General features: G+C 65.0%; 13 protein-coding genes. 5 read left to right on the top strand and 8 right to left on the bottom strand.

What is annotated here, in order from left to right:
- Positions 1-137: 137 nt before the first annotated feature.
- From V9L17_RS18860 to V9L17_RS18870, 3 genes are read left to right on the top strand one after another with little or no spacing between them, the layout of a single operon-like run.
- Complete coding sequence (locus tag V9L17_RS18860) at positions 138-2684, top strand: DEAD/DEAH box helicase (protein WP_337352491.1); 2547 nt, start codon at positions 138-140, stop codon at positions 2682-2684.
- 20 nt (positions 2685-2704) lie between these two features.
- Positions 2705-3205 carry a GNAT family N-acetyltransferase gene (locus V9L17_RS18865; protein WP_337352492.1) on the top strand — a complete coding sequence of 167 codons (501 nt, stop codon included), beginning with the start codon at positions 2705-2707 and terminating at the stop codon, positions 3203-3205.
- Complete coding sequence (locus V9L17_RS18870) at positions 3198-4586, top strand: alpha/beta fold hydrolase (RefSeq protein ID WP_337352493.1); 1389 nt, start codon at positions 3198-3200, stop codon at positions 4584-4586. The genes V9L17_RS18865 and V9L17_RS18870 overlap by 8 nt, the downstream gene beginning before the upstream one ends.
- Here V9L17_RS18870 and V9L17_RS18875 read toward each other — a convergent pair.
- The 4 genes from V9L17_RS18875 to coaE form a co-directional block, all read right to left on the bottom strand.
- Positions 4572-5912 (bottom strand): MFS transporter, encoded by a 1341-nt coding sequence (locus V9L17_RS18875; protein ID WP_337347293.1) that lies wholly within the window; start codon positions 5910-5912, stop codon positions 4572-4574. The genes V9L17_RS18870 and V9L17_RS18875 overlap by 15 nt on opposite strands.
- A gap of 110 nt (positions 5913-6022) precedes the next feature.
- Positions 6023-7066 (bottom strand): TerC family protein, encoded by a 1044-nt coding sequence (locus V9L17_RS18880; RefSeq protein ID WP_337347292.1) that lies wholly within the window; start codon positions 7064-7066, stop codon positions 6023-6025.
- 224 nt (positions 7067-7290) lie between these two features.
- Complete coding sequence (gene uvrB / locus V9L17_RS18885) at positions 7291-9390, bottom strand: excinuclease ABC subunit UvrB (RefSeq protein ID WP_337347291.1); 2100 nt, start codon at positions 9388-9390, stop codon at positions 7291-7293.
- A gap of 44 nt (positions 9391-9434) precedes the next feature.
- Entirely contained in the window at positions 9435-10673 is a 1239-nt protein-coding gene (gene coaE / locus V9L17_RS18890) for a dephospho-CoA kinase (RefSeq protein WP_337352494.1), read from the bottom strand.
- Positions 10674-10758: 85 nt separating this feature from the next.
- On the opposite strand from coaE, the gene V9L17_RS18895 reads away from it, so the two are divergent.
- Together V9L17_RS18895 and V9L17_RS18900 are read left to right on the top strand one after the other, a co-directional pair.
- Positions 10759-11451 (top strand): IMPACT family protein, encoded by a 693-nt coding sequence (locus V9L17_RS18895; protein ID WP_337347289.1) that lies wholly within the window; start codon positions 10759-10761, stop codon positions 11449-11451.
- Positions 11435-11929: a GNAT family N-acetyltransferase gene (locus tag V9L17_RS18900; protein WP_337352495.1), complete on the top strand. Its 495-nt coding sequence runs from the start codon at positions 11435-11437 to the stop codon at positions 11927-11929. Before V9L17_RS18895 ends, V9L17_RS18900 begins: the two co-directional genes overlap by 17 nt.
- Positions 11930-12118: 189 nt before the next feature.
- Here V9L17_RS18900 and rpsA read toward each other — a convergent pair whose 3' ends face one another.
- From rpsA to V9L17_RS18920, 4 genes are all read right to left on the bottom strand, one after another.
- The gene (gene rpsA / locus V9L17_RS18905) at positions 12119-13594 is read right to left on the bottom strand and encodes a 30S ribosomal protein S1 (RefSeq protein WP_305940977.1); all 1476 of its coding nucleotides are present in this window, start codon (positions 13592-13594) and stop codon (positions 12119-12121) included.
- Between the two features lie 181 nt (positions 13595-13775).
- A complete protein-coding gene (locus V9L17_RS18910; protein WP_337352496.1) occupies positions 13776-14492 on the bottom strand; it encodes a polysaccharide deacetylase family protein in 717 nt (238 codons plus the stop codon).
- A gap of 274 nt (positions 14493-14766) precedes the next feature.
- Positions 14767-16053, bottom strand: a complete 1287-nt coding sequence (locus V9L17_RS18915) for a GNAT family N-acetyltransferase (protein WP_337352529.1) — start codon at positions 16051-16053, stop codon at positions 14767-14769.
- A 72-nt stretch (positions 16054-16125) separates the two neighbouring features.
- Positions 16126-16737: a GyrI-like domain-containing protein gene (locus tag V9L17_RS18920; RefSeq protein WP_337352497.1), complete on the bottom strand. Its 612-nt coding sequence runs from the start codon at positions 16735-16737 to the stop codon at positions 16126-16128.
- Positions 16738-16765: the final 28 nt, after the last annotated feature.

Genomic DNA, 16765 nt, shown 5'->3' on the forward strand with positions numbered 1-16765 from the left:
CCTTGTTCCGTGGATGGTAGGCCCACCATGTCCGTATCCTCGAATGTCTCCATGGTCTGTTGTTCGCACCGGTACCGCGAGCCTGGCCCGCCCTCGCCAGGATCTGCGGCGGCTCCCGGGCACTAAGCTGGAAAGCAATGAAACTCGTTGACCAGCTGCCCGTCCTGCCCGCCCCAAACCCCACGGGTGCAGGCATTGACCCGGACGCCTTGTACACACAATTCCTGGAATGGACCGAAAGCCGCGGGCTTGCCCTGTACGCTGCCCAGGACGAGGCCATCATGGAACTCGCCACGGGCGCCAACGTCATCCTTGCCACGCCCACCGGTTCCGGAAAATCGCTCGTCGCCATCGCAGCACATTTCCAGGCAATGGCGCGGGGGCAGCGCAGCTACTACACAGCGCCCATCAAGGCACTTGTCTCGGAGAAGTTCTTTGCCCTGTGCGACATTTTCGGCGCCGAGAATGTTGGCATGATCACCGGTGATTCGGGCGTGAACCAGGACGCACCCATCATCTGCTGCACGGCCGAGATCCTGGCGAACATCGCCCTCCGCGAAGGGGCAGGTGCGGACCTTGGCGCCGTGATCATGGACGAGTTCCATTTCTACTCGGATCCCCAGCGCGGCTGGGCGTGGCAGGTGCCGCTGCTGGAGCTTCCCCAGGCCCAGTTCCTCCTGATGTCCGCGACGCTGGGCGACGTAAGCCGGTTCGAGGACGGCATCACCGAACTCACCGGCAGGCCCACGACCACCGTCAGTTCCGCCGAGCGTCCCATCCCGCTGCACTACTACTACCACCAGACGCCGGTCCACGAGACCCTCGAGGAACTGCTCTCCACCAGGCAGGTTCCTGTGTATGTTGTGCACTTCAGCCAGATCGAGGCGATCGACCGCGCCCAGACCCTGATGAGCATCAACGTGTGCACCCGCGAGGAGAAGGACAAGATCGCGGAGCTGATCGCCAACTTCCGTTTTGCCGCAGGCTTTGGCAAGACCCTCAACAGGCTCGTCAGGCACGGCATCGGCGTCCACCATGCGGGCATGCTGCCGAAGTACCGGAGGCTCGTTGAACAGCTTGCCCAGGCAGGCCTGCTAAAGGTGATCTGCGGAACTGACACGCTGGGCGTGGGTATCAACGTGCCCATCCGCACCGTGCTGCTCACGGCTTTGAGCAAGTACGACGGCGTACGCACCCGGCTGCTCAACTCACGTGAGTTCCACCAGATTGCCGGTCGGGCAGGACGCGCAGGATATGACACCGCCGGGACGGTAGTGGTTCAGGCGCCGGAGCACGTGACGGAAAACGTGAAGGCAATGGCCAAGGCCACAGCCAAGTTCGGCGATGACCAGAAGAAACTCCGGCAGGTGGTCAAGAAAAAGCCGCCGGAAGGTTTTGTGTCGTGGGGTGAGCCTACGTTCAAGCGCCTGGTCGAGTCCGTCCCCGATCCCTTGAACTCAAGCTTCAGCGTGACCCACGCGATGCTGATGAACCTGATGGAGCGGCCGGGCGACCCGTTCCAGGCCGCCCGGCGGCTCCTGACCGAGAACCACGAATCCCGGTCATCACAGCTCCAGCTCATGAAAAGGGCCCTGGGGATCTACCGGGAACTGCTTGCCGCCGAGGTGGTGGAGCGGATTCCCGCCCCAGAGCAGGGCGCTGACGGCAGGACCGTCAGGCTCACCGTCCACCTGCAGGCCAACTTTGCGCTGAACCAACCGCTCTCGCCGTTCGCCCTCGCTGCACTGGAACTGCTGGATCCGGAGTCGCCGTCGTACGCCCTGGACGTAGTGTCCGTGATTGAGGCGACGCTGGAGAAGCCCCGGCAGATCCTGTCCGCCCAGCAGAAGAAGGCACGCGGCGAAGCCATCGCCGCCATGAAGGCCGACGGCATTGAGTACGACCAGCGCATGGCCATGCTGGAGGAGGTCACGTATCCGCAGCCGCTCGCGGAGCTCCTGGGTGAAGCCTTCGAGGTCTATCGCAAGGCTGCGCCGTGGGTGGGCGACTTTGAGCTGGCACCGAAGTCCGTGGTCCGGGACATGTACGAGCGTGCCATGAACTTCGGCGAATTTGTCCAGTTCTACGGGCTGGCGCGCTCCGAAGGCATTGTCCTTCGCTACCTCGCCGACTGCTTCAAGGCGTTGCGCCAGACCGTACCGCAGGATCTCCTCCGCGAGGACCTCGAAGATCTCATCGCCTGGCTCGGCGAACTGGTCCGGCAAGTCGATTCGAGCCTGCTGGACGAATGGGAGGAACTGACGTCCGGGGCAGCGCCCACACCGCACGATGCACCGCCTCTCCCGCCGCCGTCGCTGACATCCAACATCCGGGCCTTCCGGGTGATGGTGCGCAACGAAATGTTCCGCAGGGTGGAACTGTTCGCCGATGAGGACGCCGCAGCGCTGGGCGAGCTCGACGGCGGTGCGGGCTGGGATGCCGAGCGTTGGGAGGACGTCCTGGACGACTACTTCGACGAGCACAACGACATCGGTACCGGGCCGGATGCCCGCGGCCCGGGCCTGCTGATCATCACCGAGGAACCGGGGCTGTGGAAGGTCCGGCAGATCTTTGATGACCCGGCACGTAACCACGACTGGGGAATTTCTGCGGAGGTGGACCTCGCCGCCTCCGACGAAACCGGCACGGCAATGGTCCGAGTGACAGACGTCAACCGGCTCTAGGGCCCTAGTAAACTCGGACCATGAGTGTAATCCGCCCGGCAACCCGGCACGACGTCCCCGCGATCCTGCAGATGATCCACGAACTGGCCATCTACGAGAAGGAACCGGACGCCGTCCGCAACACCCCGGAAATGTTGGCCGAGGCCCTTTTCGGGGACAATCCACGGGTGTTTGCCACCATGGCCGAAAATTCGGCGGGCGAGGTCCAGGGGTTTGCGCTGTGGTTCCTTAACTACTCCACGTGGGAAGGTGTGCACGGCATTTACCTTGAAGACCTCTATGTCAGCCCGCACGCCCGTGGTGAGGGGCACGGCAAGGCGCTCCTGCAGCACCTGGCCGCCACCGCCGTCGAAAACGGCTACGCCAGGGTGGAGTGGAGCGTCCTGGACTGGAACGAGCCCTCCATCAACTTCTATCGGGGCCTCGGGGCGCGTCCTATGGACGGCTGGTCCACGTTCCGGCTGACTGGTGACGCCCTGGAACACTTCGGCAGCAGCACAGCAGCGGCCATCCATGGCTGAGCGGGCCGTCACGGCCGCGAGGACCAAAACGCCGGTCCGGCACACGGTACGGGCGCGCCATGAATTCCGTGGCATGCGCACCGCCGAGCACTACTTCACTGTCCCGCTGGATCATTTCGGGACGGGGACAGGCACCGGGGAGCCGGCGCCCGCCACGGGCGGGACGGCTCCGGAGACCATCACGGTATTTGCCCGTGAGTACGTCTCGACAGCCCACACCGAGGCTGAAGCGGAAGAACTGCCCTGGCTGCTGTTCCTCCAGGGCGGCCCAGGTGGCCGGGGCAACCGGCTCGCGTCACTGGGCGGCTGGAACAAGGCGGCCGCCAGGGACTTCCGGATCCTGATGCTGGACCAGCGCGGAACCGGGCTCTCCACCCCCCTTGACCGGAACACGCTGCCGTTGCACGGAACGACTGAGGAGCAGGCGGGCTATCTTGAGCACTTCAGGGCGGATTCGATCGTGGCCGACGCGGAACTCATCCGTACTGCCCTCGGCTCTGGCCCCTGGAGCATTTATGGCCAAAGCTACGGCGGATTCTGCGCCCTCACCTATTTGTCGTTCGCGCCCGAGGGGCTCAAGGAAGCGCTGATCACTGGTGGGCTGGCCCCGCTGTCCGGCCACGCGGACGACGTCTACAGGGCCACCTTCCGTCGCGTCGCCGAGCGCAACACCGAATATTTCAGCTGGTACCCGGAGGACCGCAGGACGGTGGAAAGAATTGCCGCCCACCTTCGCAAGAACAAGGAAATCCTGCCCGACGGCGGCCGCCTCACCGTAGAACGGTTCCAGATGGTGGGCGCCTTCCTGGGCGGCAACACCAGGGTGGATGGCCTGCACTACCTGCTGGAGGATGCGTTCACCGGGTCACCGAACGGGGCCAGGCTCTCCGATACGTTCCTTGAGCAGGTGCAGGGTATTGTGTCCCGCCTGGCCAACCCCCTCTATGCACTGATGCACGAATCCATCTACGGCCAGGGGCGGGCCAGCGACTGGGCCGCTTGGCGCGTGCTCGAGGAGTTCCCGGAGTTCGGTCCTGATGCCCAGCCCCTGCTGCTGACGGGGGAAATGGTCTACCCGTGGTACTTCGAGCAGGACCCGGCGTTGCAGCCGCTGCGGCAGGTCGCCCAACTGCTGGCTGCCAAGTCGGACTGGAAGCCGCTGTACGATTGCACCCAGTTGGCCGCCAACAGCGTCCCGGTTGCCGCCGCGGTCTACCGTGACGACATCTACGTGGATCGCGGCCTTTCCTTGGAAACGGCGGCCGCCGTCCGCGGCCTACAGGTCTGGGAGACAGCCGACTTTCACCATGACGGCATAGCGGACGACGGCGAGGCCATCTTCGGCCGTTTGCTCGGTATGGTGCGTTCAGCCCGGCACTGACTTACGTCGCTGCGCCAGGAGTGTCACGGAGGCAGCCGCCAGGACCGCCGCCCCTACTACGGCGCCCACCAGGTTCAACCCCAAGTAGCCCGCCCCGCTAAGGACCAGGCCGGAGGTTGCCCCGCCAACCGCCCCGGCGGCTCCCATCAGCATGTCGGACACGCCTTGGACCATCACGCGGGACTCCTGGCCGACGCTTTCGGCGAGGAGGGTGGAACCGGAAATGGTGGACGCAGACCAGCCCACACCCAGCAGCACGAGCCCCACGGCAACTGCCGCCGTGGACGCTTGGCCGAACCCGGCCACCGCGACAGCCGCGATCAGTGTGGCGAAGCCGATCATGATCGTCTCTGTCCTGCCGGCCTTGTCTGTCAGCCAACCCATCACTGGCGATAGGGCAAACATCCCCGCGATGTGCAGGGAGATCGTGAACCCGATGATTACCAGCACATCGCCCGTGGCGGCGTGCCCGGCATGGCCAGGCCCTGCGACGAGTTCCTGCAAGTGCAGCGGCGTCATGGACATCACCCCCACCATGACCGCATGGGCACCGACGACGGCGGCCAGTGCCAGCCAGGCTGCCCTCGACTGGCGGATTGCACGCATGCCGCGGACGAGTGAACCGCCGCTTCGGGCCTGTGCAGGCGGAGCCTGGAGAGTCACCGGCGGCTGGCCGGCCCCCTGCTGTGCGACGAGCTCCCGGGCCAGGAGGAGGGGGTCGGGCCTGAGGCCGGCAAAAAGCATTACCGTAGCCACAAGGAGGCCAGCTGCAGAAATGACGAAAGGACCCGCAATGGGAGGCAGCCCGAGTGCCTGGCCCACCACCGCACCCGGCTGGACCAGGTTCGGTCCGGCGACAGCTCCGACGGTGACTGCCCACACTACGGCGGACAGCGCCCTGCCACGGTGCTCGGCATCAGCGAGGTCGACGGCGGCGAAGCGCGCCTGGAGGCTGGCTGCGGTGCCCACGCCAATGCCCGCGGCCCCCAGGACGAGAAGGATGAATTGCCCGGACACCACGGCAAGCACCATCAGGACCGTGCCCAGCAGTGCCGCAGACAGCCCCGTGACCTGGCCTATCCGGCGGCCCCGACGGTCTGCGAGGGAGGCAAGCGGCAGCGCGGCCAGTGCTGCGCCGAGCGTCATGACGGTGGCAACGGAGCCTGCCCAGGCCGTGGAGCCTGAGAGTTCCACGGCAAGGATGGAGCCGATGGAAACGGTGGCCCCCGTGCCGATGCCGGCGAAAACCTGGGCCACGCTCAGCAGCGTCACGGTGCGCCTCTGCACCTGGCGCACTCCACTTTCGGTCATCACAGTGCCAGCCATGGTCCGAGCATAGTCCTCGGCGGCCCGGTCCTACAGTGCCAGTTTTAAGCCAGTAATCCCGGCCGCGCTGCGGCCGGGATTACGGGACTGGACGGTGGAGAAGCGGAGCGTTATTCGGCGTCGGTGAGGTCGGCGTCCCTGAGGCTCTTCTTGGCGTCTTCCTCGAGGCGCGGGTCCAGGTGGGCTGTCTTTGCCTTGGAACTGATGAGGCTGGCAACCACGGCAACAATGATGGTGCCCACGATGACGGCCAGGGAGACGAACGTGGGGATCTCAGGCGCCCATTCGATGTGGTGGCCACCGTTGATGAACGGCAGTTCGTTCACGTGCATGGCGTGCAGGACCAGCTTCACGCCGATGAACGCCAGGATGAAGGACAGTGCGTGCTTCAGGTAGATGAGGCGGTTCATCAGGCCACCCAGAAGGAAGTACAGCTGGCGCAGGCCCATCAGGGCGAACAGGTTGGCCGTGAACACGATGAACGGGCTCTGCGTGAGGCCGAAGATTGCGGGGATGGAGTCAACAGCGAAGAGGAGGTCAGTCAGGCCGATGGTGATGAACACGATCAGCATCGGGGTAAAGACCTTCTTGCCGTTAACCGTGGTGCGAAGCTTTCCGCCGTCGAACTTCTCCGACATCGGGATGACCTTGCGGATCCGGGCGATGAGCGGGTTTTCCTTGTCCTCTTCGTCCTCACCCTCATCCTGGGCCTGCTTCCACGCAGTCCAGAGCAGGAACGCGCCGAAGATGTAGAACACCCAGCTGAACTGCTCGATCACAATGGCGCCGAGGAGGATGAAGATCCCGCGCAGGATCAGCGCGATGATGATGCCCACCATCAGGACTTCCTGTTGGTATTTCCGGGGTACGGAGAAACGGGCCATGATGATGATGAAGACAAACAGGTTGTCGATGCTCAGGCTGTATTCGGTGACCCAGCCGGCCACGAACTGGCCGCCGAACTCGGCTCCGGTAAAGGCGAACATGGCGCCGGCGAACACCAGGGCAAGCGTGACGTAGAACGCCACCCACAGGCCGGCTTCCTTCATGGAAGGTTCATGGGGCCGCCGGATAACCAGCAGGAGGTCGATGAGGAGAATCAGGCCGAGGGCGACTAGAGAGCCAACCTCGAACCACACGGGCAATTCGAGCACAGGGTAGCCTTTCGCAGGGTACAGAGAAGCGGTGTAAGTCTCTCCGGCCATCCTGCGCACTTAGTGCTGATGTGGTGGCCCGCTACGCCCGGCCAGGCAACCATGCCTGGCGTGTTGACGATCGTAGCGCTCGGGATACTCCCCTACGTGACGTTAACTGTACAGCAGGGGGCACTCCAGATTCGAACATGACCTGGCTGGCGGTGTGGCACCGGGCAGCCGCGTCAGGCGTGGCCGGCAGCCTGCATCTGGCGGAGCTCCTTCTTGAGTTCGCTGACTTCGTCGCGGATCCTGGCGGCTACCTCGAACTGAAGTTCGGCGGCGGCACCGTGCATTTGTTCGGTCAGTTGCTCGATCAAACCCACGAGGTCCTCTGCCGGAGCCGCGGCAAGGCCATCTGCACGGACCTGGGCTGCGCCCTTCGCGGCGGACTTTCCGCGCTTGGCACCCTTGGCCAGCCTGTTGTTGTTGAGCAGCTCCTGGGTATCGGCGTCCTCCTTGGCCAGTTGGTCGGTGATGTCGGCGATCTTCTTCCGCAGGGGCTGCGGATCAATGCCTTTTTCCGTGTTGTAGGCCACCTGGATGGCGCGGCGCCGGTTGGTCTCGTCGATGGCGTGGGCCATGGAGTCGGTGATGCGGTCTGCGTACATATGAACCTGGCCGGACACGTTGCGGGCCGCACGCCCAATGGTCTGGATAAGTGAGGTGGAGGACCGCAGGAAACCTTCCTTGTCCGCGTCCAGGATGCTCACCAGCGAGACCTCTGGCAGGTCCAGGCCTTCGCGGAGCAGGTTGATGCCTACCAGGACGTCGAAGACGCCCATCCGGAGTTCCCTGAGCAGTTCAACCCGCCGCAGGGTGTCTACATCGGAGTGCAGGTATTCGACCTTGATGCCGTGGCCCAGCAGGTAGTCGGTAAGGTCCTCCGCCATCCGCTTGGTCAGCGTGGTGACCAGGACGCGTTCATTCTTCGCTGTCCGCGTCTTGATCTCGCCCAGGAGGTCGTCAATCTGGCCCTTGGTGGGCTTGACCACTACCTCGGGGTCGATCAGCCCGGTGGGCCGGATGATCTGCTGCACAAAGCCGTCAGCCTTGCCGAGCTCGTACTTGCCGGGCGTCGCAGACAGATAGACGGTCTGGCCCACACGTTCGAGGAACTCATCCCACTTGAGCGGACGGTTGTCCATGGCCGATGGCAGCCGGAAGCCGAAGTCCACAAGGTTCCGCTTCCGGGACATGTCGCCTTCGTACATGGCACCGATCTGTGGCACGGTGACGTGGGATTCGTCGATCACCAGCAGGAAGTCGTCCGGGAAGTAGTCGATGAGGCAGTGCGGGGCGGTGCCGCGGGCTCGGCCGTCAATATGCGACGAGTAGTTCTCGATGCCGTTGCAGAAGCCCATCTGCTGCATCATTTCGAGGTCGTAGGTGGTGCGCATCCTGAGCCGCTGGGCTTCCACCAGCTTGTTCTGGCTTTCCAAGACCTCCAGCCGCTCGGCGAGTTCGTCCTCGATCCGCTTGATGGCCCGTGCCATCCGCTCGGGACCGGCCACATAATGCGAGGCCGGGAAGACGTACATCTCCTCTTCGTCCCGGATCATCTCGCCGGTCAGCGGGTGAAGCGTATGGATGTTTTCGATCTCGTCGCCGAAGAACTCGATCCGAATGGCCAGTTCCTCGTACATCGGGATGATTTCCACGGTGTCGCCGCGGACCCGGAAGGTGCCACGGTGGAAGTCCATGTCGTTGCGGGCATACTGCATGGAGACGAACTTCCGGAGGAGGTCGTCGCGGTTCATCTGCGCACCCTTGCGGAGCGTGACCATGCCCGCGATGTACTCCTCCGGAGTGCCCAGGCCGTAGATGCAGGACACCGTGGCGACCACGATCACATCCCGGCGGGTCAGCAGGGCGTTGGTGGCGGAGTGCCTGAGCCGCTCCACCTCCTCATTGATGGACGAATCCTTCTCAATGAAGGTGTCCGTCTGCGCTACGTACGCCTCAGGCTGGTAGTAGTCGTAATAGGAAACGAAGTACTCCACAGCGTTGTTGGGCAACAGTTCGCGGAATTCGTTGGCGAGCTGGGCGGCCAAGGTCTTGTTTTGCACCATCACCAGGGTGGGCCGCTGGATCTGTTCGATAAGCCAGGCCGTAGTGGCGCTCTTGCCGGTACCGGTGGCGCCCAGCAGGACAACATCCTTTTCGCCGTTCTTGATCCGCTCCGTCAGTTCCGCGATGGCTGCCGGCTGGTCGCCGGCCGGCTGGAACTCGCTGATGACTTCGAAGGGAGCGACGACGCGGTTGATCTCCTGGGCAAGGCTCATGCATCTAATCTACAACCGGGGACCGACAGAGGCAGCCGGATCAGTTACCGGCGAACAGGGTACGACGGCGGCGCCCACCCGGTGGCCGCGGCCCACCGCTCCATCGGGCCTTCCGCCGCGGCGAACCAAGCCTCTTTGGCGGCAGCGTAGGCGGCGGTGGTTGGGTCGCTGGCGTGCACCTCGGACAGGCGGCGCTTGAGGGCCAGGTAGTCGGCCGCCGCATCCGGGACGGCCCGGAGCCAGTCGCGGAAACACAGGGCGAAGCGCCACCCGGGAGAGCCTGCAACCCTGACATGCAGGTTGACGGCGTGGCCTGGGTCGGCGCTGGCGTGGAACCGCTTTGCCCACGCGGAGGGGTCCGGGTGCATTGGTTTGGGCACGTCGGTGCTGATGGCCGGCACACGGGGATAACCGGCGGCCGCCAGGACCGGTTCCAGTTGCGCCGCCACGACCAGGGCCGGGACAGTGAGCTGGAGGTCGAGCACGTCCTTGGCGTCCAGGCCGGGGACCGACGTGGAGCCGATATGGTCCAATCCCACTGGTGCGATACCGTCTGCTCCGGCATGTTTCCGGAGTGCCGAGCGGATCCTGGCCATCACCCGCTCGGCGTCCCGGGGCCACTCTGAGCGCGGACCGTGCAGTACCGGCCCGCCCGGGCGTTCGGCCGGCGTCGCCGTCATGATGTTCCGGGCAAACGGCGCGAGCCGCCCTTGCCAGAGCCCGTCCACCTGTGCCAACAGCGCGTCGACCGTGCCGGAGTTGTCCAAGACGACGTCGGCCGCGGCCAGCCGCTCATCCCGGGAAGCCTGCGCTGCCATCCGGGAACGTGCCTCCTCGGCGGTCATCCCCCGGTTTTCCTGCATCCGCCGGACGCGGACATCGTCTGGCGCGTCCACCACAACGACTAAATGGAAGTCGCTGCCCTGGCCGGTCTCGACGAGCAGCGGTATGTCCTGGACCACCACCGCTCCGTCCGGGGCTGTCGCAAGGATGCCGGCGGCAGCTTCGCGGACCAGTGGATGGACAATGCCGTTCAGTACGGCCCGCTGCGCGTCGTTCCCGAACACCACGGCCCCAAGCCGGGCCCGGTCCAGCCGGCCGGCACCATCGAGCATGTCCTGCCCAAACGCCTCCACCACCCGTGCCAGGCCCGGTGTTCCCGGTTCGACGACGTGCCTGGCCAAGGCGTCGGCATCCACGAGCACGGCACCAAGCTCAGCCAGGCGAGAGGCCACCACTGACTTCCCCGAGGCGATGCCGCCCGTCAAACCGATCTTCAGCACCCCACCAGCCTACTATTGGGCCCACGCCGCCGGGGTTCCCTGGCCGGGCGTCACGGGGTGAAGGGGTGGTGGGGCCTAGACTCGGATGGTGCAAGAGCAAGACAGCCGGGCAACGTCCTACACCACCCTTGCCGCGGGAGAAGAGTTCCGGCACGAGCTTGAGGTCAAACGGTCCAGGTTCATCACGGTGCTCCGCCGCGCAGACACCGAGGAAGCGGCACGCGACCTGGTGAACGGGCTGCGGCGCGAATTCCACGATGCCCGCCACCACTGCTCTGCCTTCGTCCTCGGACCGGATCGCGGGATCCAGCGGTCCAATGACGACGGCGAACCGTCCGGCACAGCCGGCATCCCCATGCTGGAAGCACTCATCAAAAGGGAAAGCGCACCGGGCGCAACGGACCTCAGCGACGTCAGCGCCGTCGTCGTGCGTTATTTTGGCGGCATCCTCCTAGGGGCAGGCGGACTGGTACGTGCCTACTCAGAGTCCGTGTCCTCTGCTTTGGACGTGGCTCCGCTGGTCAGGCGCCGACGGCTGCGGATCTGCGAATCGTCCGTTCCGCACGCCGCCGCCGGCCGGCTGGAGAATGACCTGCGGGCGGCGGGATATGTGATGGCGGAAACCAGTTACGGCGAGCGGGACACCGTGCTTCGCCTGGCCATCGCCGACGAACCAGCCGAAATCGCCGCAGCCGCCGAACGTGTCCTGTCACTCACCGCCGGGAAGGCCGGGCTCACACCCACAGGAACGGAGTGGATCGATGTCGCGCTCCCCTGAGGTCCGACTGGCCGAAGTCGACGAACCCATGCTGGAGCAGCTCCTTGCACTGGCCACCTGCGACGCCACGGCTGATGAAGTCACTCCGCCCCTGGGCAACGCGACCGGGTGGACCACCGAACGGATCGACTGGTTCCGTGCCTATCACCGTGCTGCCTACGCCGGCCTGGACGGACCGGCCAGGGAAAAGAGCTGGGCTGTGCTGTGCGACGGCAGCCCCGCAGGCGCGATAAGGCTTAAACGGGCTGCAGAAGGTGTGGCCGAGACCGGCATCTGGCTGGGCCGCGGATTCCGCGGGCACGGGGTGGGCGCCGCCGCACTCGACCTGGTGCTGGCGGAAGCACGCCGTGCCGGGCTGGGGCAAGTTATTGCCCACACCACGGCAGACAACATTGGCGCCCAGCGCCTCCTCAGCATGGCGGGCGCCCAGCTGGCTTACGACGACGGCGGCGCGGTGAGGGCCGCCGTCGTACTTTAACGGTAACCCCGACCGGATTGCGTCACTTTTGCCGTCCAGCCGATGCCCTCAGCCCGCAGCTGCAGGGCAAGCCGTGGCTGACGCCGCCAAAAGTTACGCATTCCCGTCGAGCACACAGGCATTAAACACCATGGGCCCCTGCTCAATGCAGGGGCCCATGGTGTTGGCCCGGGAAGGGGCCGGTGGCAATTAGTTGCCGGTCAGCTTCTCGCGCAGAGCGGCAAGAGCCTCGTCCGAAGCAAGCGTACCTGCACCGGTCTCGGCCGCAGCGGGCTCGGAGGAGTAGCTGGTGGTGCCGGAATCGCTGTCACCGGACGTTGCAGCTGCAGCGTCGTCGGCAGCGTGCTGGGCAACCTGCTTCTTGTGTGCTTCCCAGCGGGTCTGGGCGTCAGCGTACTGCTGCTCCCAGGCGGCGCGCTGGTTCTCGTAGCCTTCAAGCCACTCGTTGGACTCCGGGTCGAAGCCCTCCGGGTACTTGTAGTTGCCCTCTTCGTCGTACTCAGCGGCCATGCCGTAGAGAGCCGGATCGAATTCGGTGCTCTCGGCGTCAACGCCCTCGTTAGCCTGCTTGAGGGAGAGGGAGATGCGGCGGCGCTCGAGGTCGATGTCGATGACCTTGACGAACAGCTCGTCGCCAACGGAGACAACCTGCTCAGCAAGCTCAACGTGGCGGACAGCCAGCTCGGAGATGTGAACGAGGCCTTCGATGCCGTCTTCGACGCGAACGAACGCACCGAACGGAACGAGCTTGGTGACCTTACCCGGAACAACCTGGCCGAGGGCGTGGGTGCGGGCGAAGGTCTGCCACGGATCTTCCTGCGTAGCCTTGAGCGACAGGGAAACACGCTCGCGGTCCAGGTCGACCTCGAGAACCTCGACGGTGACTTCCTGGCCAACTTCGACAACCTCGGACGGGTGGTCGATGTGCTTCCAGGACAGCTCGGAAACGTGGACGAGGCCGTCTACGCCGCCCAGGTCCACGAAGGCACCGAAGTTGACGATGGAGGAAACAACGCCGGGACGGACCTGGCCCTTTTCCAGCTTGTTGAGGAACGTGGAGCGGACCTCGGACTGGGTCTGCTCGAGCCATGCACGGCGGGACAGGACAACGTTGTTGCGGTTCTTGTCCAGCTCGATGATCTTGGCTTCGATCTGCTGACCGATGTACGGAGCAAGGTCGCGCACACGGCGCATCTCGACGAGGGATGCGGGCAGGAAGCCGCGCAGACCGATGTCGAGGATAAGACCACCCTTGACAACCTCGATGACGGTACCGGTGACAACACCGTCTTCTTCCTTGACCTTCTCGATGTCGCCCCAGGCACGCTCGTACTGAGCGCGCTTCTTGGAGAGGATCAGGCGGCCTTCTTTGTCTTCCTTGGTGAGCACCAGGGCTTCGACCTGATCGCCAACGGAGACGACGTCTCCGGGATCAACATCGTGCTTGATGGAAAGCTCGCGGGAGGGGATGACACCTTCGGTCTTGTAACCGATGTCGAGCAGAACTTCATCGCGGTCGACTTTGACGACGGTACCTTCGACGAGGTCTCCGTCGTTGAAGTACTTGATGGTGGCGTCGACTGCTGCGAGGAAGTCCTCAGCGGTACCGATGTCGTTAATGGCGACTACGGGGGTACCGGGCTTCTCGGTGGAGGTGATGGTCATGTAGTAGGGGCTCCGTTGTGGATAGTTAGTCGGTCAGGCAAACCACCGCGCCCGCGTTATGGAACGCAGGCGCAGGTCTCGGCAGATCACGAGGATCTGCCGGGTCATCCTGATTTTGTGGATTCTAGAAACGTGCACGTAGTACACGCCCGTTTATTCTAGTCGTAGGGGCCAACACGGGTCAAAGCGCGGGCAGCACGTCGCCCAGGCGGCCAAACGCGGTACCCCCATCCTGCAGCCGGGGCAGCGCCTGCCGAAAGCCACCTGCGGTGCCGCTGCCTGGCTTGTTGAAGTGCGCAATGACGATGTCTCCGGGTCCTGCGGCAGACAGGGCCGAAGCGACTGCGGCCGGTGGCATGGTGGCGCCGGCGTCGGCGTTGATGCTGAAATTCACAGGCAGTATGCCCAAGCGGCGGGTCATCGCGACTGCCACGTCGTCGAAGTACGCCGTGCCTGCCCGGAAAAAGCGTGACGGCTGACCGGCGGCCTCGGTGAGCACGTCTTGGCAGCCTGTCAGTTCGTCGTAAGCGTCCGAGACACTCGCGGTGCCGGGGATGCCGTAGGCGGTTTTGCCGTTGACGGACAGCGGCCGGTGAAGCCAGCCGTGGTTGGCCAGTTCAAACAGCGGGTCTGCGCCGAGTTCGGCGGCGAGCTGGCGGTTCGTGTGGATCCACCGGGCGTTCACAAACAAGGTGGCCGGAATGTTCAGCCGCCGCAGGGTGGCAAGGAGCTCCTGGTCAACTCCGGAACCGCCCGGGCCGCCGCAGGCATCCAGGGTGATGACCGTTCTCTGCGTGGCGGACCTGGTCACCACGCCGGTCACCTCCAGTCCCCACTCGGTAGGGCGCCTGCCGGCGAACTCCGCCACGACCTGGGCCTTCGACAGCGGTTGCACCACGACCGGCGGGCTTGGTGGCGCCAGGGTTGGCGGGCCTTCTGTGGGCACTGGCACGGGCTGTCCAGGCACAGTTGGCACCGGCGAGGCTGCCGCGGCCAGATTCTGTGTTTGAACCGGACTGGCCGCTCCGCCAGTCCCGGTTGCGGACGGCGCGGCACACGCCGACACCGCCGCGAAAACGCCCGACGTAACGCCAAGCAAAAGTGCCCGGCGGCCTGTCAGCCCCGGCGCCCCAATATCCCCCATGAATTGTCCTTGGATCCGGCAGGAGCCCCTAGAAGTGGGTCAGGCAATGCGTGGACCGCTCAACCGCAAACATGCCACGCGCCTGGAGCGCCGCGCCCTGCTTGTGTTCGCGGATCCGCCCAGCCGCCGCCAGCGTAACCGGGCAGACCCCGCCGAGGTAAATTGATGACAGGGCGGAGACATCCAGCGTCAGGTCTGCCTCTTCCTCCTCAAGGCGTACGACGGCGGCCTCGCCGCCTGTGACTTCCAAGGCGTAGGTCCCAGCCGTGAGGCCAAGCGGATCAAGGACGTCCAGAACCAGCCTGCCGTCCACGGGATAATGCCGGGCTTCAAGTGCCGCAGGAACATCCAGGATGCGGAGCCAGAGCATGTCCCGGCCGTCCGAGGACTCGATGCAGCGGGGATCGGCCAGCGCCCAGGCCAGCGGATCATCCATCGGCGCCTCCGCCCAGGTGACCCGTTCCACCAGGTCGATGGCGCCCAGGAACTGCCAGAGTTCGAGGTACGCCTCGTTGGTGGCGGCCACCAGGTCCACCACCTCGACGGTGTAGGGCGTTGTATCCCAGCCCAGGAATTTGTAGGAGACATAGCCGTCCACGGTGGAATCAGGGCCGTAGTGCAACGCCACTTTGACGGCCGGATCTTCCTTTCCGTCGCGGCCAAGGGACCCCGAAGCCAGCTGGCGGTACCACTCCTGGCGGCCGATCGATCCCGGGGTCACGCGGTGGACACGGTCGAAGATTTGCGGTGCCACGTCCAGCAGCACTGTGGGTTCGGCGACTTCCACAGTGCCGACGGCCTGGTGGTTCAGTTGAAACCGCACGGTTGTGTCCACTTTTACGGTGCGTTCGAAGCTGGCCACGCCGTAGCCGAACCGCCCGTAGATGGACCCTTCGGAGGCGGTCAGGGCGGCCATCGCGATGCCGTCGCGGCGGGCCAGGTCCAGGTCCTCGGACATCATCCTGCGCAGGAGGCCGCGGCGCCGATGCGAGGTGCGCACGGTCACGGCGGTCACCATCTGGGTTTCCAGCATCCGGCCGAAGCCGATGTTGAGGGTCTTGCGGAGCGTCCCGAAGGTGGCGACTGGGACATCCGCGGGGAGGGAACCGGGAGCCACCTCCCCCGTTTGGTATGCGCCGGTCAGGACACGGCGGTCAGCCTGGTAGGTCGCCAGGGACTTCGCCACGTGCTCCGGGCTCCGGGTGGACTCGTGGAAGCCAAAGGCCACTGCCCTGACCCACTTTTCCGCTTCGGCGTATCCGTGCTCATCTTTGGAGACGGCGTCGAAGCGCCGGATTTCGTAGTTTCCACTCAGTTCAGCCACATTGCCGAGCCTAACCAACCCATCGGGCCCCTGGCCAGCAACAACACACGGTCGCGAGGTGGGTCAGATCCTCCGCACGGGCTGGCGGAGGATAGTTTTGAGCTTTTCCGGCGCCACCCTCCGGGCGTCGCTGAGGTAGATCTCGTGGTGCGGCCCGGCGAACCCGAAGCCGTTGGCAGGCATGAACTCATGGTGCAGGCGGTGCAGGGTGGGAGCCTCGTCGTCGTAGCTGCCGATGTGCAGGATCTGCACCGAAAGCCCTTCGTCGAGCGTCTCAAGCCGGAGCCGGTCCAGCCGCGGCACCTTCTTCGCAGCGGCCTTTGCGATGCCGTCCTGGAGGTCGGCGGGTCCGATCCAGTCGGGCTGCGGGATCATCATGGTCCACTTCCAACTGTCCTTGTCGCCCCTGGTGAAGGCCCCGGGATCGTCGGCCATCCATAGACCCTCCAGCGGCCCGACGGCGTAGTCCCGGCCCGCGTGCTTGCTGGCAAACTTCACCGCATAGGAGACCGAGTACAGCGCTTCCAGGGCAGCGGCGTACTCGGGCGCAGTTCCGGGGTTACCTTGGCCGTCCAGCATCAGGTAGTTCAGCGGGGGCACGGTAACCACCGCGAAGTCCCGGGCGCGGGGCGCGTACAGTTCCTTGAACTGTTTCCTGACGTCGTACTTGTCCATCGCGCCCCGCCCTTCGGTCCCCTGCCCC

Source organism: Pseudarthrobacter sp. CCNWLW207 (assembly GCF_037203945.1).
In the GTDB taxonomy this organism is placed as follows: Bacteria; Actinomycetota; Actinomycetes; order Actinomycetales; family Micrococcaceae; genus Arthrobacter.

Bases quoted from the DNA above. Each gene is read 5' to 3' on its own strand.
- V9L17_RS18860 (WP_337352491.1), top strand. From the start codon at position 138: ATGAAACTCGTTGACCAGCTGCCCGTCCTGCCCGCCCCAAACCCCACG.
- V9L17_RS18865 (WP_337352492.1), top strand. From the start codon at position 2,705: ATGAGTGTAATCCGCCCGGCAACCCGGCACGACGTCCCCGCGATCCTG.
- V9L17_RS18870 (WP_337352493.1), top strand. From the start codon at position 3,198: ATGGCTGAGCGGGCCGTCACGGCCGCGAGGACCAAAACGCCGGTCCGG.
- V9L17_RS18875 (WP_337347293.1), bottom strand. From the start codon at position 5,912: ATGGCTGGCACTGTGATGACCGAAAGTGGAGTGCGCCAGGTGCAGAGG.
- uvrB (WP_337347291.1), bottom strand. From the start codon at position 9,390: ATGAGCCTTGCCCAGGAGATCAACCGCGTCGTCGCTCCCTTCGAAGTC.
- V9L17_RS18895 (WP_337347289.1), top strand. From the start codon at position 10,759: ATGGTGCAAGAGCAAGACAGCCGGGCAACGTCCTACACCACCCTTGCC.
- V9L17_RS18900 (WP_337352495.1), top strand. From the start codon at position 11,435: ATGTCGCGCTCCCCTGAGGTCCGACTGGCCGAAGTCGACGAACCCATG.
- rpsA (WP_305940977.1), bottom strand. From the start codon at position 13,594: ATGACCATCACCTCCACCGAGAAGCCCGGTACCCCCGTAGTCGCCATT.
- V9L17_RS18920 (WP_337352497.1), bottom strand. From the start codon at position 16,737: ATGGACAAGTACGACGTCAGGAAACAGTTCAAGGAACTGTACGCGCCC.